Annotated in this window: 20 protein-coding genes and 1 tRNA gene; 11 read left to right on the forward strand and 10 right to left on the reverse strand. The window is 65.6% G+C overall.

Annotated elements, in window-relative coordinates; translation table 11 throughout:
• Window positions 1-110 precede the first annotated feature (110 nt).
• Window positions 111-1,925, forward strand: coding sequence for a bifunctional protein-serine/threonine kinase/phosphatase (locus tag EEB15_RS21025; protein WP_141511843.1), 1,815 nt, complete (start codon window positions 111-113; stop codon window positions 1,923-1,925).
• A gap of 7 nt (window positions 1,926-1,932) precedes the next feature.
• Here the strand turns inward: EEB15_RS21025 and EEB15_RS21030 are convergent, their stop codons facing one another.
• From EEB15_RS21030 to EEB15_RS21070, 9 genes are all read right to left on the reverse strand, one after another.
• A complete protein-coding gene (locus EEB15_RS21030; protein ID WP_141511844.1) occupies window positions 1,933-3,147 on the reverse strand; it encodes a nitrate/nitrite transporter in 1,215 nt (404 codons plus the stop codon).
• The gene (locus EEB15_RS21035; protein WP_141511845.1) at window positions 3,147-4,400 is read right to left on the reverse strand and encodes a nitrate/nitrite transporter; all 1,254 of its coding nucleotides are present in this window, start codon (window positions 4,398-4,400) and stop codon (window positions 3,147-3,149) included. The genes EEB15_RS21030 and EEB15_RS21035 overlap by 1 nt, the downstream gene beginning before the upstream one ends.
• A 159-nt stretch (window positions 4,401-4,559) precedes the next feature.
• On the reverse strand, window positions 4,560-5,021 hold the full coding sequence (locus EEB15_RS21040; protein WP_233259564.1) for a chemotaxis protein CheX: 462 nt from the start codon (window positions 5,019-5,021) through the stop codon (window positions 4,560-4,562).
• Entirely contained in the window at window positions 5,018-5,389 is a 372-nt protein-coding gene (locus tag EEB15_RS21045; protein ID WP_141511847.1) for a response regulator transcription factor, read from the reverse strand. Before EEB15_RS21045 ends, EEB15_RS21040 begins: the two co-directional genes overlap by 4 nt.
• Window positions 5,390-5,409: 20 nt before the next feature.
• Window positions 5,410-7,533: an ATP-binding protein gene (locus tag EEB15_RS21050; RefSeq protein ID WP_141511848.1), complete on the reverse strand. Its 2,124-nt coding sequence runs from the start codon at window positions 7,531-7,533 to the stop codon at window positions 5,410-5,412.
• A gap of 113 nt (window positions 7,534-7,646) precedes the next feature.
• Entirely contained in the window at window positions 7,647-8,462 is an 816-nt protein-coding gene (locus EEB15_RS21055) for an ABC transporter ATP-binding protein (protein ID WP_141511849.1), read from the reverse strand.
• 10 nt (window positions 8,463-8,472) lie between these two features.
• Window positions 8,473-9,402, reverse strand: a complete 930-nt coding sequence (ntrB, locus tag EEB15_RS21060) for a nitrate ABC transporter permease (protein WP_141511850.1) — start codon at window positions 9,400-9,402, stop codon at window positions 8,473-8,475.
• Window positions 9,403-9,431: 29 nt separating this feature from the next.
• Window positions 9,432-10,676, reverse strand: a complete 1,245-nt coding sequence (locus EEB15_RS21065) for a CmpA/NrtA family ABC transporter substrate-binding protein (protein ID WP_141511851.1) — start codon at window positions 10,674-10,676, stop codon at window positions 9,432-9,434.
• A 406-nt stretch (window positions 10,677-11,082) separates the two neighbouring features.
• On the reverse strand, window positions 11,083-11,715 hold the full coding sequence (locus tag EEB15_RS21070; protein ID WP_141511852.1) for an ANTAR domain-containing response regulator: 633 nt from the start codon (window positions 11,713-11,715) through the stop codon (window positions 11,083-11,085).
• Between the two features lie 79 nt (window positions 11,716-11,794).
• On the opposite strand from EEB15_RS21070, the gene tsaD reads away from it, so the two are divergent.
• Complete coding sequence (gene tsaD / locus EEB15_RS21075) at window positions 11,795-12,841, forward strand: tRNA (adenosine(37)-N6)-threonylcarbamoyltransferase complex transferase subunit TsaD (protein WP_141511853.1); 1,047 nt, start codon at window positions 11,795-11,797, stop codon at window positions 12,839-12,841.
• A 22-nt stretch (window positions 12,842-12,863) separates the two neighbouring features.
• On the forward strand, window positions 12,864-15,509 hold the full coding sequence (locus EEB15_RS21080) for a zinc-dependent metalloprotease (protein ID WP_233259565.1): 2,646 nt from the start codon (window positions 12,864-12,866) through the stop codon (window positions 15,507-15,509).
• On the opposite strand, the gene EEB15_RS21085 is transcribed toward EEB15_RS21080, so the two are convergent.
• Window positions 15,510-15,893, reverse strand: a complete 384-nt coding sequence (locus EEB15_RS21085; protein ID WP_141511854.1) for an Hsp20/alpha crystallin family protein — start codon at window positions 15,891-15,893, stop codon at window positions 15,510-15,512.
• A 92-nt stretch (window positions 15,894-15,985) separates the two neighbouring features.
• Between EEB15_RS21085 and EEB15_RS21090 the strand changes: the two genes are divergently transcribed.
• The 8 genes from EEB15_RS21090 to EEB15_RS21125 all read left to right on the forward strand — a co-directional run bounded on the left by EEB15_RS21090 (window position 15,986) and on the right by EEB15_RS21125 (window position 23,791).
• Window positions 15,986-17,305: a branched-chain amino acid ABC transporter substrate-binding protein gene (locus EEB15_RS21090; RefSeq protein WP_141511855.1), complete on the forward strand. Its 1,320-nt coding sequence runs from the start codon at window positions 15,986-15,988 to the stop codon at window positions 17,303-17,305.
• Between the two features lie 30 nt (window positions 17,306-17,335).
• The gene (locus EEB15_RS21095) at window positions 17,336-18,496 is read left to right on the forward strand and encodes a pyridoxal phosphate-dependent aminotransferase (protein ID WP_141511856.1); all 1,161 of its coding nucleotides are present in this window, start codon (window positions 17,336-17,338) and stop codon (window positions 18,494-18,496) included.
• Between the two features lie 102 nt (window positions 18,497-18,598).
• Complete coding sequence (rpsO, locus tag EEB15_RS21100) at window positions 18,599-18,862, forward strand: 30S ribosomal protein S15 (RefSeq protein ID WP_141511857.1); 264 nt, start codon at window positions 18,599-18,601, stop codon at window positions 18,860-18,862.
• A gap of 252 nt (window positions 18,863-19,114) precedes the next feature.
• Entirely contained in the window at window positions 19,115-21,382 is a 2,268-nt protein-coding gene (pnp, locus tag EEB15_RS21105) for a polyribonucleotide nucleotidyltransferase (RefSeq protein ID WP_141511858.1), read from the forward strand.
• A complete protein-coding gene (locus tag EEB15_RS21110; RefSeq protein WP_141511859.1) occupies window positions 21,379-22,398 on the forward strand; it encodes an NAD(P)H-quinone oxidoreductase in 1,020 nt (339 codons plus the stop codon). Before pnp ends, EEB15_RS21110 begins: the two co-directional genes overlap by 4 nt.
• Window positions 22,395-23,138 (forward strand): triose-phosphate isomerase, encoded by a 744-nt coding sequence (tpiA, locus tag EEB15_RS21115; RefSeq protein ID WP_141511860.1) that lies wholly within the window; start codon window positions 22,395-22,397, stop codon window positions 23,136-23,138. The genes EEB15_RS21110 and tpiA overlap by 4 nt, the downstream gene beginning before the upstream one ends.
• Before the next feature lie 36 nt (window positions 23,139-23,174).
• Window positions 23,175-23,591, forward strand: coding sequence for a preprotein translocase subunit SecG (secG, locus tag EEB15_RS21120; RefSeq protein WP_141511861.1), 417 nt, complete (start codon window positions 23,175-23,177; stop codon window positions 23,589-23,591).
• Window positions 23,592-23,706: 115 nt separating this feature from the next.
• Window positions 23,707-23,791 (forward strand) — tRNA-Leu (locus EEB15_RS21125).
• The last annotated feature ends 59 nt before the right edge of the window (window positions 23,792-23,850 follow it).

A 23,850-nucleotide genomic window follows, 5' to 3' on the forward strand; every position in this document is an offset into this window, starting at 1 on the left:
GGTCATGCCAGTTTTTGGGGCCCCGTCTTCCCAGGAGGTGCACCAAAGGGCGGCGCACCACGTCTGTTGCGGTGCACCATCTTGGGCATCGATCTTGCTTAGGCTGGTGCATGGCTTTTGAAATCGACATCGGCTTCACCTCGTTGACCGGCAAGAAAGAGATCAACGAGGACTTCGCGGCAGCGATGCTGCCCGAGCCGGGCCGCGAGGCCATGGGCGCGATTGCGGCCATAGCCGATGGCGTGAGCATGGGCGGCATGGGCCGTGAAGCCGCGCAGACCACGGTGACCAGTTTGGTGCGCGACTACTTCGGTACGCCCGAAACCTGGGATACGACCGTGGCGTTGGACCGGATCATCGGCGCGCAGAACTCGTGGCTCGCCGGTTTGAACCGCCGCCGCGCTCCGGCCTGCGGGCTGACCACGCTGACGGCGGTGGTCCTGCGTGGCCAGAGCTACGCGCTGGCGCACGTGGGCGACACGCGGGCCTACCTGCTGCGAGGCGGCGAACTGACGCAGTTGACACAAGACCATGCGATGGACCATCCCGACTTCAGCCACAAGCTGCTGCGGGCCGTGGGTGCCGAAGAACGCCTGGTGGTGGATTACAGCCAGGGCGATCTTCACGTGGGCGATGTGTTCGTCTTGCTGTCAGACGGTGTTCACAACGTCGTGCCCGCCAAGCGGTTGAAGGCGCTGGCCGCCGATGGCGCCCAGGCGCTCAGCGAGTTGCTGGTGCGCACGGCGCTGGACCAGGGAAGTGGCGACAACTGCACCGCCCTGGTGGTACGCGTGCTTGGCGTGCTGGACGCCACCCTGCAAGACGAAAACCGGGCGGCGCTGCAACTGCCGATTCCGCCCAAGCTCAAGATGGGCGACACCCTCGACGGGCTGGCGGTCACTTCGCTGGTTGCCGACAACGGCATCAACCTCTTGTACCAGGTGAGAAGTATTGCCCCCACGCTCGGCACTGACGTGTCCTCGCTGCCCCCCGAGGGGGCTCTCGCGCCTAGGGGCGGCCCGTCGGCGCTCGGCGCGCGCGGAAAGCTCTACGCGCTGAAGACATTGAATCCCCAACGTGCGCATGACGCCGAGGAACGGGCCATGCTGGCGCACGAAGCCTGGCTGGCCAAGCGGATGGCCTCGGGCCGTGCGTCGGAAAACCTGGTGGCACTGCACGATCCGCTGGTGGAATCGCCGACGGCCTTTTACCTGCTGTACGAGTGGCACGGCGGCGAAACGCTGCAGCAGATGCTGGACCGCAAGCACAGCTTCGGCATCAACCAGGCGGTGGCAGCAGCCACGCACGTGGCGCGCGCGCTGGGCCGTCTGCACCGCCAGAGCGTGATCCATCGCGACGTGAAGCCGGCCAACCTGCACCAGGGCGAGGACGGCGTGCTGCGCCTGCTGGACCTCGGTGTGGCGTTGAGCGGACGCGAGCCCGAAGCGACACGGCTTTTGCACGCCGGTACACCCAGCTACATCAATCCCGAGCAATGGGGCTTCCAGGCACAGGGCGGGGAGGGGCCGGAGGAAGGCCCCGACGCGCAGAGCGACTTGTTTGCATTGGGGGTCACGCTCTACCAGCTGCTCACCGGCGGGAAGCTCCCGTACGGCGACGTGCTTCCCTATCAAGCCGGGCGCTACTACCGCGACCCGATCGCACCGAGCCGCCGCAACCCCGAGGTGCCGATCTGGCTCGACCACGTGGTGCTCAAGGCTGTGGCCCGTGACAAGCGCCAGCGCTTCGAAACGGCGGAGGAGTTCCTGCTGGCACTGGAGCGGGGCGCTTCCCGCCCGCTAACGGCGCCTCCACCCACACCACTGATCCAGCGCGACCCCACAGCCCTGTGGAAGATCGCGCTCGGCGTGAGCGTGCTGTTCAACCTGCTGCTGATCTACTGGCTGCTGTTTCTGCCGAAGTAGGCGCTGATCACGCCGTGCGCGCGCGACCGCCCTTCTCAGCCCAGGTCCGCGTCCAGCGGATCTGCATGGTGCGCAGCATCAACAGGACCAGCACCGTGCAGAGCGAGAACAGCACGAAGCCCCACAGGTACGTGCCGGTGTACTGTTTGGAAAGCCCCATCGCATTGGGGACGAGCCCGCCGCCCAGTGCGCCCACCTCGCCGATCATCGAGCCTGCCACGGCCGTGGCCAGCGGCCAGCGCAGCGGCACGAGCTGGAAGAGGGCGCCGTTGCCCGCGCCCAGCGCGCCGAAGCACAGCATGAAGAGCAAAGTAGTTGCCACCAGCGAATTGCCGGCCAGGCCGCACAACACCAGTGTCACGGCCACGGTGGCCAGCACCGCGGTGAGGGTGTTCACGCCGCCCCAGTGGTCGGAAATCCAGCCGCCGAAGATGCGCACCGCGGCGCCCATGAAAGCCGCCAGCATGGACAGCTGGCCGGCTTGCACCTTGCTCACGCCGAACTGGTCGTAGTAGTACGAGGGCAGGAAGGTGGTGAGCCCGATGAAGCCGCCGAACGTCACAGCGTAGATCACGCTGAAGGCCCAGCCGTCTTTCTCGAACAAGCAGGCGATGTGCTCGCGCAGCGGCGCGTGCGGCGCGATATCCGGCGGCTCCTTGGCAAAGAAGATCATCGCCAGCATCGGCAGCAGCATGGCCACTGCGGCGATGCCGTAAACCGTCTGCCAGCCGAGACGCTGCGCCAACGCGGGCGCGACCAGTACGGAGACGGCCGTTCCCACGTTGCCTGCCCCCACAAGGCCCATGGCCAGGCCCTTGTACCGCGCGGGGAAAGAGCCCGAGCCCAGGCTCAATGCCACGCCGAAGCTGGCCCCGGCGATGCCCAGCAGCACGCCCATGGCCAGCAGGCTGCCGTACGAATCAACGAAGAAATAGCCGAACAGCAGCGCCACCATGATCAACGCCATCTCGACCAGCGTGGCATTCTTTCGGCCGATGTACTGGGCCAGGATGCCCAGCGGAAAGCGCATTAGCGCACCCGCGAAAATGGGCACCGACAGCATCACGCCCTTCTGCGCGGGCGAGAGGTTGTAGGCCTCCGTGATGAAGGGCGCCATGGCGCCGTTCATCACCCAGATGCAGCAGGAAAACGCGAAGTAGAAGAACGCGGCGCCGAGCGTCGGGGCGTGGCCGGCGCCCAGGAAATTGCGGATGCCTGCCATTACTTGGCCGTGGCCAGCCTGGTCTTGCCCTCCGGCTCAACGGTTGCCGGCCGTGCGCGGCCACCCTTTTCGGCCCAGGTGCGGGTCCAGCGCAGCTGCATCACGCGCAGCATCACCAGCATGGCGACGGCCAGCACGGCGAAGGCGAGGAAACCCCAGAAATAGGTGCCCGTGAACTGCTTGGACAGGCCCATGGCATTGGGCAGGAATCCGCCGCCCAGCGCGCCGATCTCGCCGATCATGGAGCCGGCGACGGCCGTGGCCAGCGGCCAGCGAAGCGGCACCAGTTGGAACAGCGCGCCGTTGCCCGCGCCCAGCGCGGCGAAGCACAGCATGAACAGCAAGGTGGTGACGGTGAGCGAGCTGCCAGCGAGGCCGCACAGCACCAGCGTGACGGCCACGACGCCCAGCACTCCGGTAAGGGTGTTGATGCCGCCGACGCGATCCGAGATGTAGCCGCCCACCACGCGGATGGCCGAGCCCATCAGGGCTGCCAGCATCGTGAGCTGGCCCGCCTGGACCTTGGTGACGCCGAATTGGTCGTGGAAGTAGGTGGGCAGGAAGCTGGCCAGGCCGATGAAGCCGCCGAAGGTGATGACGTAGATCAGGCTGAAGGCCCAGCCGTCCTTTTCGAACAGGCAGGCGATGTGCTCGCGGAAGGTCTGGTGCTCGATGTCCGGCGGCTCTTTTGCGAAGACCACCATCACCACCATCGGGATCAGCATGAAGAAGGCAGCGATGCCGTAGACCGCTTGCCAGCCATAGGCCATGGCCAGCGGCGGGGCGAACAGCACTGCCAGCACGGTGCCGGAGTTGCCGGCGCCCGCGATGCCCATCGCCAGCCCCTTGTACTTGGGCGGGTACCAGCCCGAACCCAGTGACAGCGCCACGCCGAAACTGGCGCCCGCGATGCCCAGCAGCACGCCCATCGCGATCACGTGGTCATACGAGCTGATGAAGAAGAACCCGAACGCCAGCGCCGCGACGATCATGCCCATCTCGACCAGTGCCGCATTCTTGCGCCCGATGTACTGCGCCAGGACGCCGAGGGGAAACCGCATGACGGCACCGGCCAGGATCGGTACCGAGATCATGAAGCCCTTTTGGGCAGCCGTGAGCTGATACGCCTCACTGATGAAAGGTGCCATCGCACCATTCAGGACCCATACCGCGAAGCAGAAGTCGAAGTACAGGAACGCGGCAAACAATGTCGGTGCGTGGCCCGACTTCAGAAAGGTGCGAAAACCCGCCATGGTGCAAATCCTCTGTGAGGCATATCGTTAAGTTCACAGAATCAGTGCGAGAAACGTGCCAGCGTGGGGCACGCCAAATCGCCCGCCTTCGCATCAATGCGGGGCGTTCAGCGGGCGCAATTGGTGCGCCGCACCACTTTGGTTTTGCGGCGGGCCGTCCTAGTGCCTCTTCTCCATGTCCACGCACACCATCGCCGGCTGGTGGTTCCAGCGCAGCGTGATCACGTACGGGTGCTTGCGCACCCGGGCGCGCACGCCCGAGCTGCCGTGCAGCTTCATGGGGACCGAGATATTCAATCCGGCGCCAAGCGTCTTGCGGGCATTGCCGCCCAGCGTGTTGGCAATCTCGCCCACGGCGTCCAGCAGGTTGCTCTCCGACAGGTCAGTCTCGCCTTGCAGCAGGAGCAGTTCCTTCAGCAGCTGCGGCGGCATCGAAACCATGACGTGGCCGTTGTAGGTTCCCGAGAAGGTGACGATGCCGTTGAAGTCGTGGCCGTCCACGTCGCCCGTGCCGAGGAAGGCAGATGTGATCTGCGGCTCCTGCTTGGTGACCACCTGAAAGTAGCGGCGGACGGAATCGACGAACAACTTGAGTTCGGTTTCGTGCAGGGCGTCCATCATCTTGTCTCCATCACGTCCAGCAAGGCCATTTTCAGTTCGTCGTCGGAAAAGGGCTTGGCGACGAAGCCGCGCGCGCCCAGCTTGAGTGCCTGGATGGCCGTCGATTTGTCGGAAAGTGCGCTCACCACGAGGATGTTGACCTTCGGCAGGATGCGCAGCAGCTGGCCGATGCACTCGACACCGTCCATCTCGGGCATGGTCAGGTCCATGGTCACCACTTCGGGCTGGGTCGAGCGCGCAATGCGCACGGCTTCGGCGCCGTTGCGGGCCAGGCCCACCAGCGAAATGTTCGACAGGCCGCCGGCCTGCACCACGCGCGAGATGCGCGAGCGGATCATGTTGGAGTCGTCGACGATGAGGAGGCGCATGGCAGTGGACTTCTTTACGGTCAGGCGGCGAATTTGATCTTGAACTCGGTGAACTGGCCCGGCGTCGAGCTGAGCAGCAGGCGAGCGCCGAGCTTCTGTACGTTGGCCTGCACGACGTCCAGGCCAACGCCGCGCCCCGCATGCATCGAAACGCCCGCGGCCGTCGAGAAGCCGGGTTTGAAGATGTGCGCGACGATCTGACGGTCGTCGAAGCTCTCCAGCTGGGCGGCGGTGTACCAGCCCAGATCCAGCAGCTTCTGGCGGACGCGCCCGGCGGATAACCCGGCGCCATCGTCGCGCACGGTCAGCGACCATTCGGTCTCGCCGCGCACCAGCTGCACATCCACCTTGCCGTGCTCCGGCTTGTTGGCGGCCTTGCGCAGCATCGGCGACTCGACCCCATGCACGACGGCGTTGCGCAGCAGTTGCACCGCGATTTCGCGCACCAGTTGCCCGGTGGTGTCTTCCAGATCGCTCTGGCTGCCCATGCGGACGACCGGTTCGATCTTCTTGCCGCAATCGGTGGCCGCGTCCTGCGCCAGCTTGGCGAGCGCGGCGTTGACCGCTTCGGGTGACGCGCCGTCGTCGGCGGCCGGGCGCTGCAGCCCTGTCAGGCTCTTGAGCGCGGAGATCTTGGTGAGCAGGTCCTCGACTGGCAGCGGCAATGACAACAGCGCGGAACCCAGGTCGCCACCCGAATTGCGAATGCGCAGCAGCTCGCTCTCGAAGGCATGGGCCTGGTTGGCGACGGTGTCCAGCCCGAGCGTCCCTGCATCGCCCTTGAGCGAGTGCACGCGGCGGGCGATCTCGTCCAGCCGTTTCAGGATCGCGGACTCGCCGTTCGCCGCCGACGTGCTGCGCATGATGTCGTTGATCTCCAGCAGGCTGCCTTCGGCGCGATAGACGAACTGGCGCAGCAAGGCCGGGTCGGCGTCGATCGCCTTCAGCAGCATCGAAAACTCTTTTTGCGAGCGCGTGCGTTCGGTCTGCAGCCGCGTCTCCAGTTCGATGCGCGCGGAGATGTCCTGAACGGTGACCAGCAAGTGACGCACTGCGCCGCCTTCCTGCACGCGGTTGAAGTGGAACGACAGGTGGCGCCGCGCGTCGGCGCCCAGGCGGTTCTTGATCGCAACCTCGACTTCCGACAGCGGGTTGATGCCTTGAACCAGCGACTCCTTGACGTGCGGCGCGAACAGGAGCTGCACATAGTCGCGGGCGTCCGTCAGTGCCTTTTCCGAGACCAGCGGCTGCAGGAGGGCGAAGAAGTTGTCGCCCGGCGTCAGTTGGCGTCCGAAGAGCGTGTGAGCGGATTGGGACAGCTGCGAGCCGAGCTGGAAATCCGGCGTGATGAGGAACAGGCCCTCGCGCACGCTGGTCAGGATTTCGCGGTTCTCTTCGTTGGCCGTTTCAATGGCCGCGTCCGAGGTGCGCAGGCGCGTCAAGAACTTGAACAGGATGAAGATGAAGTTCAGCAGCGCGAGCACGATCCCGCCCGTCTGAACCATGCGAAGCGTGCTCGCCCGAGACGCGCCGATAGCCTGCGTCTCCGTGACGAAATCATTGGCGATGCCGAGCAGCTTGATGTTGTTGGCCTGACTGTAGGCCAGGGCGTCGGCGAGCTGCTGCGGCGTGAAGCTGTCGAGATTGAGCGGCTGCAGCCGCTCGAAGTAGGGCCGCCACAGCGCTTCTACCTGGTCTTCCAGCTCCCTGCCGCGCGGCGATGTGACGGCTTCCAGGAACACGGGCTTGCCGTCGCCGCCGGGCACCGTGGCGCCTTCGCGAAAGGCCGAGTGCGAAAGGTTGAAGATCTTGGCGCCGGCGCGCAGCTCGGCCAGCGTCTCGGGCTTGTACGGCTTGTCGGAAACGCGCGCGGCGTCCAGCTCCAGCAACGTGCGTGCGATGCGTTGCGACACGTAGCGCTGCCGGCCCGCCAGGTTGATGGCCACCGTGTCCTGGTCGATCTTGAACGAGGTGTAGAAGTTCAACACCAGCACGCCGATGTCGAACAGCAGGAAGAATGCCACCGCGATGATGATCTCGCGGTACTTGCCGAACGAAAATCCCTGTCCGGCCCGGTTGCCGCGCGCCAAAGGCGTCTTGCCGGCCGGCTGGCCGGTGGAGGGAAGGGGCAAGACTGCAGACATGGAGGGCTCCTGTTGTCTATTCGGGGGCCACCGCGGAACCGGCTTTGCCGGGCCGCTGGTGGCGCCCCCTTGAGGGGGAGGCGCCGCAGGCGCTTCGGGGGTGGGTCATGCTCTTAGGCGGCGAGCTTCTCCACATGGGATTGGCGGGTGTAGAGGAAGTCGATGACCGCCTTGCGGTAGTGCACGTAGTTGCGGTCTTCGGCGAGCGCGATCCGGTCGCGCGGGCGCGGCAGCTCTACGGCGAGCACTTCGCCGATCGTCGCGGCGGGGCCGTTCGTCATCATCACGATGCGGTCCGACAGCAGCACGGCTTCGTCCACGTCGTGCGTGACCATCACGACGGTGCTCTGTGTCTTGGCGACGATCTGCAGCAGCTCGTCCTGCAGCTTGGCGCGGGTCAATGCATCCAGCGCGCCGAACGGTTCGTCCAGCAGCAGCACGTTGGGCTCCATCGACAGCGCGCGTGCGATGCCCACGCGCTGCTTCATGCCACCGGAGATCTCTCCGGGACGTTTCTGTGCCGCCGGGGTCAATCCAACCAGCGCCAGCGCGGCATCGGTGCGCGCCTTGAGCTGGCTGCGGCTTTCGGCGGCGCCGAAGACGCGCTCGACCGCCAGGTAGACGTTCTCGAAGCAGGTCAGCCACGGCAGCAGCGAGTGGTTCTGGAACACCACGCCGCGGTCCGGGCCCGGGCCGGCGATTTCGCGGTTGGCGCAGATGAGGTGACCCTGGGTCGGCGTAGTGAGCCCGGCGATCAGGTTCAGCAGCGTGGACTTGCCGCAGCCCGAGTGGCCGATCAGCGCGACGAACTCGCCCTTGGCGACCGTGAGGTTGATGTCGCGCAAGGCGACGAACGGGCCCTTGCTCGTCTTGAAGGTCTGCTCGACGCCTTCGATCTGGATGTATTTGGTGGTCAGGTTGGCGCTCATGTCTGTCTCCTCAGGTCTTTACTTCTTCGAACGTGAATGCAGTCGCGAGCTTGATCAGCGCGAATTCCAGGATCAGGCCCACCAGACCGATCGTGAAGATCGCGATGATGATGTTCTTGACGTTCAGGTTGTTCCACTCGTCCCACACCCAGAAGCCGATGCCGACGCCGCCGGTCAGCATCTCGGCCGCGACGATCACCAGCCACGCCGTGCCGACGGCCAGCCGCACGCCGGTGAGCATGTAAGGCAGCACGGCGGGGAACAGGATCTTGGTGACGATCTTCCACTCGGAAAGATTGAGCACGCGCGCCACGTTCATGTAGTCGCTGGGCACGCGCTGCACGCCGACGGCGGTGTTGATGATCATCGGCCAGATGGAGCAGATGAAGATGGTCCAGATGGCGGCCGGGTTGGCGCCCTTGAACACCATCAGGCCGATCGGGAGCCAGGCCAGCGGCGAGACCGGGCGAAGCAGGCTGATCAGCGGGTTGAACATCCGCGACAGGAAGGTGAAGCGGCCGATCAGGAAGCCGGCCGGGATACCTACCGCCGCCGCCATGCCGAAGCCGAAGGCCACGCGCTTGAGCGAGGACAGCACGTTCCAGCCGATGCCCTGGTCGTTCGGGCCCTTGGAGTAGAACGGGTCGCTGAACACGTCGACCGCCTGCTTGAAGGTGTCGGTCGGCGACGGAAAGCCGCTGGCGCTGTTCATCGAGATGATGGCCCAGATGCCCACCAGGAAGCCCATGCCGAAGAACGGTGGCAGCACCTTGAGCCACAGGCCGCGCCAGTCGAAGGACGGGCGAAACGCTGCCGGTGCTTCGACGGGGGCCGCGGTGTTAGCCGCCACTGTCTTCATGGCGGGCTTGGCCTCGCGGACGGGGACGGACGGCGCCGTGGGCGCCTTCTCGAGCGGGGAATGAAATACTGCGCTGACCATGTTTGTCTCCTCGGGAATTGAATGCAAACTCAGGCGTGGACCTTGAACGAGTCCGCGTACTTCTTCGGGTCCTTGCCGTCCCACACGACGCCGTCGATCATCTTGGCGGTGCGCATCGGGTCCTTCGGCACGTTGACCTTCGCCAGCGAAGCGGCGTCCTTGTACACGTCGATCTGGTTGATCTGCTTGGCGATGCCCAGGTAATCGGGGTGCTCCTTGATCAGGCCCCAGCGCTTGTGCTGCGTGAGGAACCACATGCCGTCGGTGAGGTAGGGGAAGTTCACCATGCCGTCGTTGTAGAACTTCATGTGGTTCGGGTCGTCCCAGGTCTTGCCCAGGCCGTTCTGGTAGCGGCCCAGGATGCGCTGGTTGATCGCGTCCACGCCGGTGTTGACGTAGGACTTGTCGGCCACCGTCTCGGCCATCTTCATCTTGTTCTGCAGGCCGGCGTCGATCCACTTGCCGGCTTCCAGGATGGCGGCCGTGACGGCGCGCGCGGTGTTGGGGTACTTCTTGACGAAGTCCGCAGTGGTGCCGAGCGCCTTCTCAGGATGGTCTTTCCAGATGTCCTGCGTGGTGACGCCGGTGATGCCGATGCCGTCCATGATGGCGCGGTGGCCCCAGGGCTCGCCCACGCAGTAGCCGTCCATGTTGCCCACGCGCATGTTGGCCACCATCTGGGGCGGCGGCACGGTGATGACCTTGGCGTCCTTCATCGGGTTGATGCCGTACGTCGCGAGCCAGTAATACAGCCACATCGCGTGGGTGCCGGTCGGGAAGGTCTGGGCGAAGGTGTACTCGCGCTTGTCCGTCTGCATCAGCTTCGCCAGCGAGGCGCCGTCCACGGCGCCTTTCTCGGCGAGCTTCTTGGACAGCGTAATGGCCTGGCCGTTGTGGTTCAGGTTCATCAGGACCGCCATGTCCTTCTTGGGGCCGCTGGTGCCCATGTGGACGCCGTAGATCAGGCCCCACAGCACGTGGGCCATGTCCAGCTCGCCGTTGACGAGCTTGTCGCGCACGCCGGCCCAGCTCGCTTCCTTGCTGGGCGTGATCTTGACGCCGTACTTCTTGTCGATGCCCAGCACCGAGGCCATCACCACGCTGGCGCAGTCGGTGAGCGGGATGAAGCCGATCTTGACTTCTTCTTTCTCGGGCTTGTCCGAGCCCGCGGCCCAGACGACGCTGCGCAGGGCGGGGGAGATGCCCACGGCGCCGACGGCGGCGGCCTGCAGGACACTGCGGCGCGAGAGTTTGGTTTTCAAGAGATCGGTCATCACGTATTCGTCTCCAAACGAATTGAAAAAACAAAACAAAAAAAGGCGCCCTCACGCAACACGGCACCGTGTTGGTGGGGACGCCTTCGTCCAGGTTGACCTGCGAGCTGCTTCGCCTTTGAAGCGGTTGCGGTCAGCGAACCTTCGTTGGTTCTTGGGAGGGATAATGCAATAGCTGTGCCAGGTGTTCCGGGCCCCTGTTAGCTATTGTTTGAATAGCATGATGCGTAGGTTTGGTGCGGGGTACGAAGGAGGTGAATGCACCACTGGAGGGTGCGCACTCGTTTTGTGCGGTGCACTAAAACGTGCGCACCAGATGGTGCCCCCACGCTTGCAACTGCGTTGCCGCGCTGCCCCCCGAGGGCGCTGTTTCGCCTTGGGGCGGCCCAGCGTCGAAACGCTGAATTCACGCCAGCAGATCGGCCACGTCAAGGATGCGCTGCGCCACGTCGCCGAGCTTCAGGCCGCGGTCCATCGCGGTCTTGCGCAGCTTCTCGTAGGCTTCTTTCTCGGAGAGGCCCTGGCGCTGCATCAGCAGTCCCTTGGCGCGGTCGATCACCTTGCGCTCCTGCAGCTCGGACCGCGCGTCCGCCAGCTCGCGGCGCAACTGCTGTTCGTGCTGGAACCGCGCCATCGCCACGTCCAGAATGGGGCGGATCCGGTCGGGCGCGAGGCCCGCCACGATGTATGCCGACACGCCCGCCGCCACGGCGTCCTTCACGTGCGTGGTGTCTTCGTCGTTGGTGAACAGCACGATCGGCCGCCGGGCGTCGCGCGTGGCCATCACCACGTGCTCCAGCGCGTCACGTGCCGCGCTTTCCGCGTCCACCACGATCATGTCCGGCTGCAGCTGGGCGATACGCTCGCCGAGGAAAGTGTCCGTCGGCAGGACGGCAATGATGTTGTAGCCGTTCTCGAGCAGGCTGATGCGCAGCAGGCGCGAACGCTCCGCCTGCTCGACCTCGTGCTCGTCCGTCGAATCGGGAACGAGCGAATCTGGTGCGATCACCACGATACGGAGGGACTGCGAAGGCGTCATGCAGGGCATTGCGCAAGATTCGAGCCAGATGGATGTGACCCCCACCCTCCGGGGGGGAAGGTTCGCCTAAACTCGCTCCATGCTTGTACTGGGTATCGAGTCCTCTTGCGACGAAACAGGTGTCGCGCTGGTCGAATCGCGCGGCGCGGGGTTGCCGACGCTGCGCGGCCAGGCGCTCCATACCCAGATCGACATGCACCAGGCCTATGGCGGCGTGGTGCCTGAGCTAGCCAGCCGCGACCACATCCGGCGCGTTCTGCCCCTTACCGAGGCGGTGCTGCGCGACACTGGTGCACGGCTGTCCGACCTGGACGTGGTGGCGTACACGCGCGGGCCGGGATTGGCCGGTGCGCTGCTCGTTGGTGCGGGCGTGGCGTGTGCCCTGGGTGCAGCTCTCGGCAAACCGGTGCTGGGCGTGCACCATCTTGAGGGCCACTTGCTGTCGCCGTTTCTCGGCAGCGATCCGCCGCAATTTCCGTTCATTGCCCTCCTGGTATCGGGGGGGCACACGCAATTGATGGAAGTCGGGGGCGTCGGGCGCTACACGCTGCTGGGCGAAACCATCGACGATGCCGCCGGCGAGGCCTTCGACAAATCGGCCAAGCTCATGGGGCTGGGCTATCCGGGCGGGCCTGCGCTGTCGCGGCTGGCGGGGCAGGGCAACCCATCGGCGTTCAAACTGCCGCGCCCGCTCCTGCACAGCGGTGACCTCGACTTTTCGTTTGCGGGGTTGAAGACGGCCGTGCTCACGCAGGCAAAGAAGCTGGGCGACGAGTTGGAAGCGCGCAAGGCCGATCTGGCGGCGTCCACACAGGCCGCGATCGTGGAAGTGCTGGTCAGGAAGTCCGTGGCGGCGCTGGACCGCACGGGCTTGCGGCGCATCGTGATTGCCGGCGGCGTCGGCGCCAACACGTCGCTGCGCGCGGAACTCAATGCCGCTTGCGCCCGGCGCGGCGCGACAGTGCATTACCCGGAGCTCGAGTTCTGCACCGACAACGGTGCCATGATCGCCATGGCGGCCGCCATGCGGTTGCAAAGCGGCCGCGAACAGGCCAATTTTGACTATGCGTTCGACGTCAAGCCCCGTTGGGGGCTGGACTCGCTGGCCGGCGCAGCCGGACAATAGAGCCAAACGATGGAGACGCGAGATGGACTTGATGAATCGCCGGATCGGCACCACTGCCGCCGGGCTGATGTTGCTGTGTGCGCTGGGGACCACACGGGCCCAGCAGCCCGAACCGCCGGCGGCGCCGGCATCGGCGCCTGCTAGCCCCGCCGCGCCCGCTGCTGCCCCGGCAGCGCCGGCAATCCCGCCTCCCGTTACGCCCCTGAAGCCATTCCGGGAGATCGTCCGCGACGCCGCCGAGCTCAAGGGCTTCTTCACACTGCACCAGAAGGACGAAAAGGTCTGGCTGGAAATTCGGCCGGAGCAGTTCGGCAAGCCGTTCTTTTTCTCGTGGAACGTGGCGAACAGCGTCGGCGAGCGCGGCCTCTACGGCAGCCAGATGGGCCGCAGCTACCAGGCGGAGTTCCGGAAGATCGGCAACCAGGTGCAGCTCATCGCGAAGAACACCGCGTTCTACGCCACGCCGGGCACCCCGCATGCCCGGGCCGTGGCCCAGGCGTTTTCGGACAGCCTGATCGGCAGCGCACCGGTGCTCAGCTCGCCGCACCGCGACACCCAGGCGATCCTGGTGGATGCTTCGGCGTTGCTGTTCAACGACGTCGCCGGGTATTCCACACGGCTTGAAAACGCCTACCGGCTCAACTACACCGTGGACCGGGCCAACACCAGCTTTTCCAAGCTCGATGTCGACGCCGCGCTGACCGGCTTCCTGGTCAACACGCATTTCTCGGTGGCACGTATTTCCGCTCCGCCGCTGACCCCTCCGCCGGTGCCGATGCCGTCCCCGCCGCAGACCACGCCCGATCCGCGCAGCCTGTTCGTCGGCTTCTATTACAACTTCGCGCCGCTGCCGGAGCAGCCGATGCGCCCGCGCCTCGCGGATGACCGCGTCGGCCACTTCGTGACGACCAGCCACGACTTCAGCGACGACATCAAGCCCGACACGGCACGGCACTACGTGAACCGCTGGCGGCTCGAGAAGAAGGATCCCGCCGCGGCCCTGTCCGAGCCGAAGCAACCCATCGTGTACTGGCTGGACAAGAACATCCCGCAGAAGTACCGCCAGAGCGTGGCCGATGGCGTGCTGGAATGGAACAAGGCGTTCGAGAAGATCGGCTTCAAGGACGCCATCGCGGTGCGCCAGCAGCAAGATGGCGACAGCTTCGACACGCTCGATGCGCGGCACGCTTCGATCCGCTGGTTCGTCGGGGCCGACGTCGGCTTTGCCATCGGCCCGTCACGCGTGGACGCGCGCAGCGGAGAAATCCTCGACGCCGACATCGGCATGTCCGACGTGTTCGCACGTGGTGCACGGCGCGTGGCCACCGATGATTTGTCGCCCACGAGCATGGACCACCAGCACGGCGCGGACTGCCATTTTTCGCATGAGGCTTCCATGGAAATGGGCTTCGCGCTCGAGCTGCTCGACGCGCGCGGCGACATCGACATGGGCAGCCCGCAGGCCGAGGCGCTGGCACAGGCTTACGTCAAGTCCACGATCATTCATGAGATCGGGCACACGCTGGGGCTGCGGCACAACTTCCGGTCGTCCACCATCTACAACCTGAAGCAGCTGCAGGACAAGACGTTCACGCAGGCGAACGGGATGGCCGGCTCCATCATGGACTATGTGCCGTTCAACCTGTCGGTCAAGGGCGAGCCGCAAGGCGAGTACGTCATGACGACGCTGGGCCCGTACGACTACTGGGCGGTCGAATACGCGTACGCACAGCTCGACCCGGCGAAGGAGACCGGGGAACTCGCGCGCATCGCTTCGCGCTCGACGGAACCTCGGCTGGCTTACGGAACGGACGAAGACGCGTCCGCTTCGCAGGTGGCAGACCCGGACGTGAACACCTTCGACCTGGGCTCGGACCCGCTGGTCTATGTCGACAAGCGACTGTCCATGTCGCGCGAATTGTGGGACCGGCTCCAGACGCGGCAATTGCAGCCGGGCGGCAGCTATGAGTCGCTGCGGCGCAGCTTCGAATACGGGTTCCGCCAGTTCGCGCGGGCGGTGCCCGTGGCCGTGAAATACGTGGGCGGCACGACGTTCCTGCGCGACCGCGCGGGAACGGGCAGGGCGACTTTCACGCCGGTGCCGGCCCCTCGGCAGCGGCAGGCGTTGAAGCTCGTGTCGGATAGTTTGTTCCAGGCCAAGAGCTTTGTTTTCTCGCCCGAGCTGGTCAGCCGCCTCGGCGTCGACCACTTCCGCGGCGACCGCACCGACATTTCGATCTCCGCTCGACTGCTGGGCCTGCAGACGGCGGCGCTCGATCAGCTGATGTCCGACGTGGTGGCCGCGCGCCTGCTCAACTCACGCGAGAAGCTGCGCCGTGCAGAGGACGCATTGCCGCTGCACGAGCTCTACGCGAATCTGCAATCCGCCATCTGGAGCGAGCTGGCGAAGGGCGGCGACATCAGCCCCGCGCGCCGCAACCTGCAGCGCGAACACCTGAGGCGCATGGCCGGCATGCTGGTGCGGCCGTCGGGCAGGGCGCCGGCGGACGCCCGCAGCCTGCAGCGCGAGAAGGCGACGCAGCTGCTGGCGGGCATCCAGCGTGCGCTCGGCCGGCCGATGAGCCACGAGGCCCGCGCGCACCTGCTGGAGAGCCAGGCGACGCTGACCGAGGTTTTGAAAGCGCCGCTGGTGCGCAGCGGCGTGTGATTACTTGACTTCGATGGTGCGGACGTTGCTGACCGGCACTTGCTTGGCCAGCGTCAGCGTCAGCACGCCGTTCTCGAGCTTGGCGCCGGTGTTGGCGACGTCGATCTCCTGCGGCAGCTCGTAAGCGGCCTTGAAGGAGCGCTTGGCTTCGGCCTTGGTCTCGATGCGCACGATGGCGCCTTCGATGCTGATGGCCAGCTCTTCACGGGCGACACCGGGCAGGTCCAGCGTGACCGTCCAGGCCTTGTCGTCCTGTTCGACCTTGAAGCCCGGCGTTGCGGTGCCGGTAAAGAAGGCATCGTTCACAAAACGCTCGAAGCTGCGGTCAAAAGAACGGAACGACGGGGCAGCGGCGCGGGTGCGGACAACGGGGGCGAAAAACATGGTGATCTCCTTGGCTTGAAACGAGGTGGAGACGGCGGGTTTTGTTCCGCTGTCCCCGGCTACACTGCGCGGCTTTCAACCGTGATCGCCGCATGCCTCCCATCTGTGCCCGCGCGATCCGTTTTCAAGGGAAATCAAGAGTGAAAAATCAGCGCCGCCGGGTCTTGAAATCGCTGGCCGCATCGCTATGTGCGCCGGCCTTCGCCTGGGCCCAGAGCCCCCAGGCGCCGATCAAGCTGGCGATGATCGAAGGCCTGTCGGGCGGCAACGCCAACGGCGGCGAAGCGGTGTTCCGCAACCTCGTCTGGGCCGTGGAGCGCGTCAATGAGCGCGGCGGCGTGAAGCTGCCGGGCGGTGCGCGGCGCCTCGCGCTGGAGCGCTACGACAGCAAGGGCCAGATCGAGGAAGCGCTCTCGACGTTGCGTTCAGCTATCGACGATGGCGCGCAGTTCATCCTGCAAGGCAATTCGTCGGCAGTGGCGGCAGCGCTGATCGACGCCATCAACAAGCACAACGAACGCGAGCCGGCGCGGCGCGTCGTCTTCCTGAATTACTCCGCGGTCGATCCCATCCTCACCAACGAAAAGTGCAGCTTCTGGCACTTCCGTTTCGACGCCCACGCGGACATGCGCATGGCCGCCCTTATGGAGGTGCTGCGCGAAGACCGGGGCGTGAAAAGCGCCTACCTGATCGGCCAGGACTACAGCTTCGGCCAGGCGGTGCTGCGCGAGGCGCGCCGCCAGCTCGGCGCGCAGCGGCCCGACGTGCAGATCGTCGGCGACGAGCTGCACCCGCTGATGCGCATCAAGGACTTCGCGCCGTATGCGGCGAAGATCAAGGCCACCGGCGCCGACGCGATCATCACCGGCAACTTCAGCAGCGACCTGACGCTCCTCGTGAAGGCCGCGCGTGAAGCGGGCTTCGACGGCAAGTTCTACACCTTCTACGGCAACGCACTGGGCGCGCCGGCCGCCATCGGTGACGCGGGCGCCGGCCGCATCGTCGCGGTGGCCGACTGGCTTCCCAACGTGCCGACGCCGCAGAGCGAGGCCTTCTACCAGGCGTTCCGCCAGCGCTATCCCAAGCCCGCGGACGACTACGTCCACATGCGCATGCAGCTGATGATCGAGGCGCTGGCACAAGCCGTCGAGAAGGCGGGCAGCGTCGATGCGGCGGCCGTCGCGACGGCGCTGGAAAAAGTCACGGTCAGCTTCCACGGCCAGCGCGGCGCGATGCGGGCGGCCGATCACCAGTTCCAGCAGCCGCTGGTCGTGGGCATGATGGACCGCCAGGGCACGCCCGGCGTGAAGTTCGACGTGGAAGGTTCGGGCTACGGGTTCCGGGTGATCAAGACCATCCAGCCGGGCATGGCAGAAATGCCCTCCACCTGCAAGATGGCGCGCGCTGGTTGATACTGCGCGCTCCACCAGCCGCCACCATCCATGCGCCAAGCCATCCAGAACCTCGAAGAGTCCCGCATCCGTGAAGTCGCGAACGCGGGCATGGGCCGCAGTGACGTGCTGGCCTTCTGGTTCGGCGAAAGCGACGAGGTCACGCCCCAGTTCATCCGTGATGCAGCTATCGAATCGCTGCAAAAGGGAGAGACTTTTTACTCGCACAACCTGGGCTTGCCCGAGCTGCGCGAGGCTGTCGCGGGCTACACCAGCGCGTTGCACCCGCGCGTGACGGCCGACCGCATCGCCATCACGTCAGGTGGCGTCAATGCCCTGATGCTGGCTGTGCAGGCGCTGGTCGATGCCGGCGATGACGTGGTGTGCGTCACTCCTGTCTGGCCGAACCTCACGGCCCAGCCACTCATCATGGGCGCCAAGCTCCGATGCGTGCCGTTGCGGCCCGAGGGCGGGCGCTGGACACTGGACGTGCAGGAATTGCTGGATGCCGTGACACCAGGGACCCGGCTGCTGATCGTCAATGCGCCCAACAACCCGACGGGCTGGACGCTGACCCGTGCGGAGCAGGAAGCCATCCTGGCGCACTGCCGCAAGACCGGCACGTGGATCCTCGCGGACGAGGTGTACGAGCGGCTCTACTTCGAAGACACGCCGAACCGCTGTGCGCCGAGCTTCCTCGATGTCGCTTCGCCCGACGACCGGCTGGTGGTGGCGCACAGTTTTTCAAAGAGCTTCCTCATGACCGGCTGGCGGCTGGGCTGGCTGGTCATGCCCGCCACCCTCACGCCGCACATGGGCAAGCTCGTGGAGTTCAACACGTCCTGCGCCAGCGTCTTTACCCAGAGGGCCGGGATCGTGGCCTTGCAGCGCACGGAAGAGGTCACGCCGCGGGTCGTGGCGCACCTGAAGGCCTGCCGCGACACCCTAGTCCCGTTGCTGCAGGCGCTGCCCCAGGTCGAACTCGAGCCGGCCAAGGGCGGCATGTACGCCTTTTTCAAGCTCAACGGTTACAAGGACTCGCTGGAAACGGCCAAAAGGCTGGTGGTGGAGGCGGGGCTGGGCCTGGCGCCCGGAAATGCCTTCGCGCCCGAGGCCCAGGGGTGGCTGCGCTGGTGCTTTGCTTCAAAAGACGTTGCCCGGTTGGGGCAGGGCGTGGAACGGCTGGGGCGTTGGCTGGCGGCGGGCAAGTAGCTTCGGGGGGCGTTGTATAATTCCGAGGCTTTGCATTTCGCAGGGCGCACGTTGGCAGCCATTCCAGCCACCAACGCAAGTTAAAACATTCAAGGAAACCCAATGACCGCATTGAACAAGGCCGAAGTCGTCAAGGCCAACGCGCGCAGCGCATCCGACACGGGCAGCCCCGAAGTGCAAGTCGCACTGCTCACCGCCCGCATCAACGAACTCACCCCGCACTTCAAGACCCACGCCAAGGACCACCATGGCCGCCGCGGCCTGTTGCGCATGGTGAACCGCCGCAAGAGCCTGCTGGCTTACCTGAAGGGCAAGGACGCTGAGCGTTACACCGCGCTGATCGGCAAGCTGGGCCTGCGCAAGTAAGACTGGGCAAGAATCACATGAGCGCCTGAGTTAGTTCACCCTAGCTCAGGCGCTTTGTACTTCGGAGACGGCAAGACGAATACGCGCTGTGTCATTCCACCAGCAGCCCGGCGAGGCTCTTGATGGAATGGCATCGTGTTCGACACCGCCTCTCCGGGCATCCCGGTGCAGCCTGATGCACCCTTAGTCAGTGGGGACAGAGCAGATTGCAAGCAATCCTGATCTGTCCCGCAAGCACAAGGAAAGATCAACATGAGCATTTTCAACAAGGTCACCAAGACGTTCCAGTGGGGCGCCCACTCCGTCAAGCTGGAAACCGGCGAGATCGCCCGGCAATCGGGCGGCGCCGTCGTCGTCGATATCGAAGGTACTGTGGTCCTGGCGACCGTGGTGGCGTCCAAGTCCGCCAAGCCGGGCCAGGACTTCTTCCCGCTGACCGTCGACTACATCGAGAAGACCTATGCCGCGGGCAAGATTCCCGGCAGCTTCTTCAAGCGTGAAGCCAAGCCCAGCGAGCACGAGACGCTGACCAGCCGCCTGATCGACCGCCCGATCCGCCCGCTGTTCCCCGAAGGCTTCCTCAATGAAGTGCACGTCGTCATCCACACGCTGTCGCTGAACCCCGAAGTTGACGCCGACATCGCCGCGATGATCGGCGTCAGCGCCGCGCTGGCGATTTCCGGCATCCCGTTCGCCGGCCCCATCGGCGCCGCGCGCGTGGGCTACATCAACGGCGAATACGTCCTGAACCCGGGCCAGACCCAGCGCAAGGATTCCCAGCTCGACCTGATCGTCGCCGGCACCGAAGCCGCCGTGCTGATGGTCGAATCGGAAGCGCAGCAGCTGTCCGAAGAAATCATGCTGGGCGCCGTGGTCTTCGGCCACGAGCAGGGCAACATCGCCATCAACGCCATCCACGAGCTGGTCCGCGACGCGGGCAAGCCGGTGTGGGAATGGCAAGCGCCCGCCAAGGACGAGGCCTTCATCGCCAAGGTCAACGGCATTGCCGAACCCAAGCTGCGCGCGGTCTACCAGATCCGCAGCAAGCAGGCCCGCACCCAGGCTCTGCGCGAAGCCAACGCTTCCATCGTCGAAGCCCTGAAGGCCGACGGCGGCGAATTCGACTCCGGCAAGCTGGGCGACCTGCTGTTCGCCGTCGAGGCGAAGATCGTGCGCGACCAGATCCTGGCCGGCGAACCCCGCATCGACGGCCGTGACACTCGCACCGTGCGCCCCATCGAAATCCGCACCGGCGTGCTGCCCCGCACCCACGGCTCGGCGCTGTTCACGCGTGGCGAGACGCAGGCGCTGGTCGTCACGACGCTCGGCACCGAGCGCGACGCGCAGCGCATCGACGCGCTGATGGGCGAATACGAAGACCGCTTCATGTTCCACTACAACATGCCCCCCTTCGCCACCGGTGAAGTGGGCCGCATGGGCTCCACCAAGCGCCGCGAAATCGGCCACGGCCGCCTGGCCAAGCGCGCGCTCATCGCCGTGCTGCCGAGCAAGGACGAATTCCCCTACACGATGCGCGTCGTGTCCGAGATCACCGAATCCAACGGCTCGTCGTCGATGGCGTCGGTCTGCGGCGGCTGCCTGTCGCTGATGGACGCGGGCGTCCCGATGAAGGCCCACGTGGCCGGCATCGCCATGGGCCTCATCAAGGAAGGCAACCGCTTCGCGGTGCTGACCGACATCCTGGGCGACGAAGATCATCTGGGCGACATGGACTTCAAGGTCGCTGGCACCACCAACGGCATCTCGGCGCTGCAGATGGACATCAAGATCCAGGGCATCACCAAGGAAATCATGCAGGTCGCCCTGGCCCAGGCCAAGGAAGCGCGCATGCACATCCTGGGCAAGATGCAGGAAGCCATGGGCTCGGCCAACACCGAAGTCTCCAGCTTCGCGCCCAAGCTCTACACGATGAAGATCAACCCCGAGAAGATCCGTGACGTGATCGGCAAGGGCGGCGCCGTCATTCGCGCGCTGACCGAAGAGACCGGCTGCCAGATCAACATCGAGGAAGACGGCACCATCACCATCGCCGCCACCGACGCCGCCAAGGCCGACGTTGCCAAGGCGCGCATCGAGCAGATCACCGCGGAAGTGGAAATCGGCAAGGTCTACGAAGGCCCGATCACCAAGATCCTCGACTTCGGCGCCCTGGTCAACCTGCTGCCCGGCAAGGACGGCCTGCTGCACATCAGCCAGATTGCCCATGAGCGCGTGGAAAAAGTCACCGACTACCTGAGCGAAGGCCAGATCGTCAAGGTCAAGGTGCTCGAGACGGACGAAAAGGGCCGCGTCAAGCTGTCCATGAAGGCGCTGCTGGACCGTCCGGCCGGCGATTTCCAGGACCGCGCCCCGCGTGAAGACCGCCAGCCCCGCGAAGATCGCGGCCCGCGCGGTGACCGTGGCCCGCGTGAAGATCGCCCGCCGCGCGAAGACCGTCAGCCGCGTGGCGACCAGCAGCCGCGCGAACCGCAACAAGCACCGGTCGAACCGCAAGAGTGAAAGCCGTCGAGATCAGCTCGTACGGGCCGCCCGGCGTGCTGCGCCTGGGCGAGCGTCCCGCGCCTGTGCCGGGCGCGGGCGAGCTCCTGATACGGGTCACCGCTTCCGGCATCAACCGCCCGGACGTCCTGCAGCGCACGGGCAATTACCCGGTGCCGCCGGGCGCCTCTGACATCCCGGGGCTCGAAGTGGCCGGCGAAATCGTCGATGGCGACGCGCAAGCCATGGCCGCGGCCGGCTTCCAGAAGGGCGACCGCGTTTGCGCGCTGGTTGCCGGGGGCGGCTACGCCGAGCTGTGCGTTGCGCCTGTCGGCCAATGCCTGCCCGTGCCGAAGGGCCTGAGCGACATCGAGGCGGCTTCGCTGCCCGAAACCTTCTTCACCGTCTGGAGCAATGTGTTCGATCGCGGTCGTCTGAAGGCCGGCGAGACGTTCATGGTCCAGGGCGGCACGAGCGGCATCGGCGTGACGGCGATCCAATTGGCCAAGGCGCTGGGCGATGGCGTGAACGCGCCTGCGACGCGGGTGATCGCCACCGCCGGCAGCGACGACAAGTGCGACGCCTGCGTGAAACTCGGCGCTGATCACGCGATCAACTACAAGACGAAGGACTTTGCCGAGGAGGTGAAGAGCCTCACGGGCGGCAAGGGCGTCGACGTCATCCTCGACATGGTCGCGGGTGCCTACGTCGCGCGCGAAGTCGGCTGCATGGCCGAGGACGGCCGCATCGTCATCATCGCAGTGCAGGGCGGCACGAAGGCGGAATTCAATGCAGGCCTGGTGCTGCGCAAGCGCCTCACCATCACTGGCTCGACGCTGCGGCCGCGCTCGATCGAATTCAAGGCCGACATCGCGCGTTCGCTCCAGGCCAAGGTGTGGCCGCTGCTGGAAAGCGGCGCCATCAAGCCCGTGATTCACAGCGTGTTCCCGGCAGCCGATGCCGCCAAGGCCCACGAGTTGATGGAGTCCAACCAGCACGTCGGCAAGATCGTGCTCACCTGGGCTGAACAGAAATGAAAAAGAAACTCATCGCCGGCAACTGGAAGATGAACGGCGACCTGGCCGCCAACGACGCGCTGGTGCGCGCCGTCATCGCCGGCATGAAGGACGCCGCATGCACGGTGGCCGTCTGCGTGCCGGCCCCGTATCTCGCGCAGGTGCAGATGCTGCGTACCGGTTCCGCGCTGGAAGTGGGCGCGCAGGACGTGTCGCAGCACGAGCGCGGCGCGTACACCGGCGAAGTGTCGGCGGCGATGCTGAAGGAATTCGGCGTGCGTTACGCCATCGTCGGCCACTCCGAGCGCAGGCAATACCACGGCGAAACCGACGCGCTGGTGGCCGAGAAGGCGCGCGTCGCGCTGGCGGCGGGCGTCACGCCCATCGTCTGCGTCGGCGAAACGCTGGCGGAACGCGAGGGTGGCAAGACCGAAGAGGTGGTCAAACGCCAAATGGCCGCGGTGATCCACACCAACGGGCATTGCATCAGCGAGATCGTCGTGGCTTATGAGCCGGTCTGGGCGATCGGCACCGGCCGCACGGCTACGCCCGAGCAGGCCCAACAGGTGCACGCGCTGCTGCGAGCGCAGCTCAAGGCGGCGACCGAACATTCGGGCCGCATCCATCTTCTCTACGGCGGCAGCATGAACGCGGCCAACGCGGCGGCCCTGCTGGCGCAACCCGACATCGATGGCGGGCTCGTCGGCGGCGCTTCGCTCAAGGCGGCGGACTTTCTGCAAATCGTCGGGGCCGCGCGCTAGGCGCCGTCCGTCACAAGAATCAGGAGTAAACAGGAAATGAACGTTTTGCTTACCGTCGTCCTCGCCGTGCAGATGCTCACGGCGCTCGGCATGATCGGCCTCATCCTCATCCAGCACGGCAAGGGCGCCGACATGGGTGCTGCTTTCGGCAGCGGCAGCTCGGGCAGCCTGTTCGGCGCCAGCGGCAGCGCCAACTTCCTGTCCCGCACCACGGCTGTGCTGGCGGCGGTGTTTTTCGCCTGCACGCTGGCGCTCGCCTACTTCGGCAACTTGCGTGCACCCGAGTCGGGTAGTGTGCTCGACCGGGCCGGCGCGCCTGCCACTGCCCCGGCGCCTGCAGCGTCAGGCGCAGCGCAGATTCCCGGCACCGCGGCACCCGCGCCCGCTACGTCCACGGTTCCCGCTCCGGCAGCGCCTGCCGCGTCGGGTGCCGGCTTGATCCCAGTCAAGTGACGCAAACATAGATTCCGCAGGTGGAGAAGGGCCTGTATTTAAGGGTAAACTCCAAGGCTGTCCGGGAAGCTAAAAATCGCGAGATTCCTCATGCCCACCCGGGCAGGAAAAAACCGCCGTCGTGGTGAAATTGGTAGACACGCTATCTTGAGGGGGTAGTGGCGAAAGCTGTGCGAGTTCGAGTCTCGCCGACGGCACCAAACAAGAAAATCCCGCCGGGACGCATCGGCGGGTCAAAGTGCGGATTACAGCCCTCAAG

The sequence above is a fragment of the Ramlibacter sp. WS9 genome, assembly GCF_003797765.1.
In the GTDB taxonomy this organism is placed as follows: Bacteria; Pseudomonadota; Gammaproteobacteria; order Burkholderiales; family Burkholderiaceae_C; genus Ramlibacter.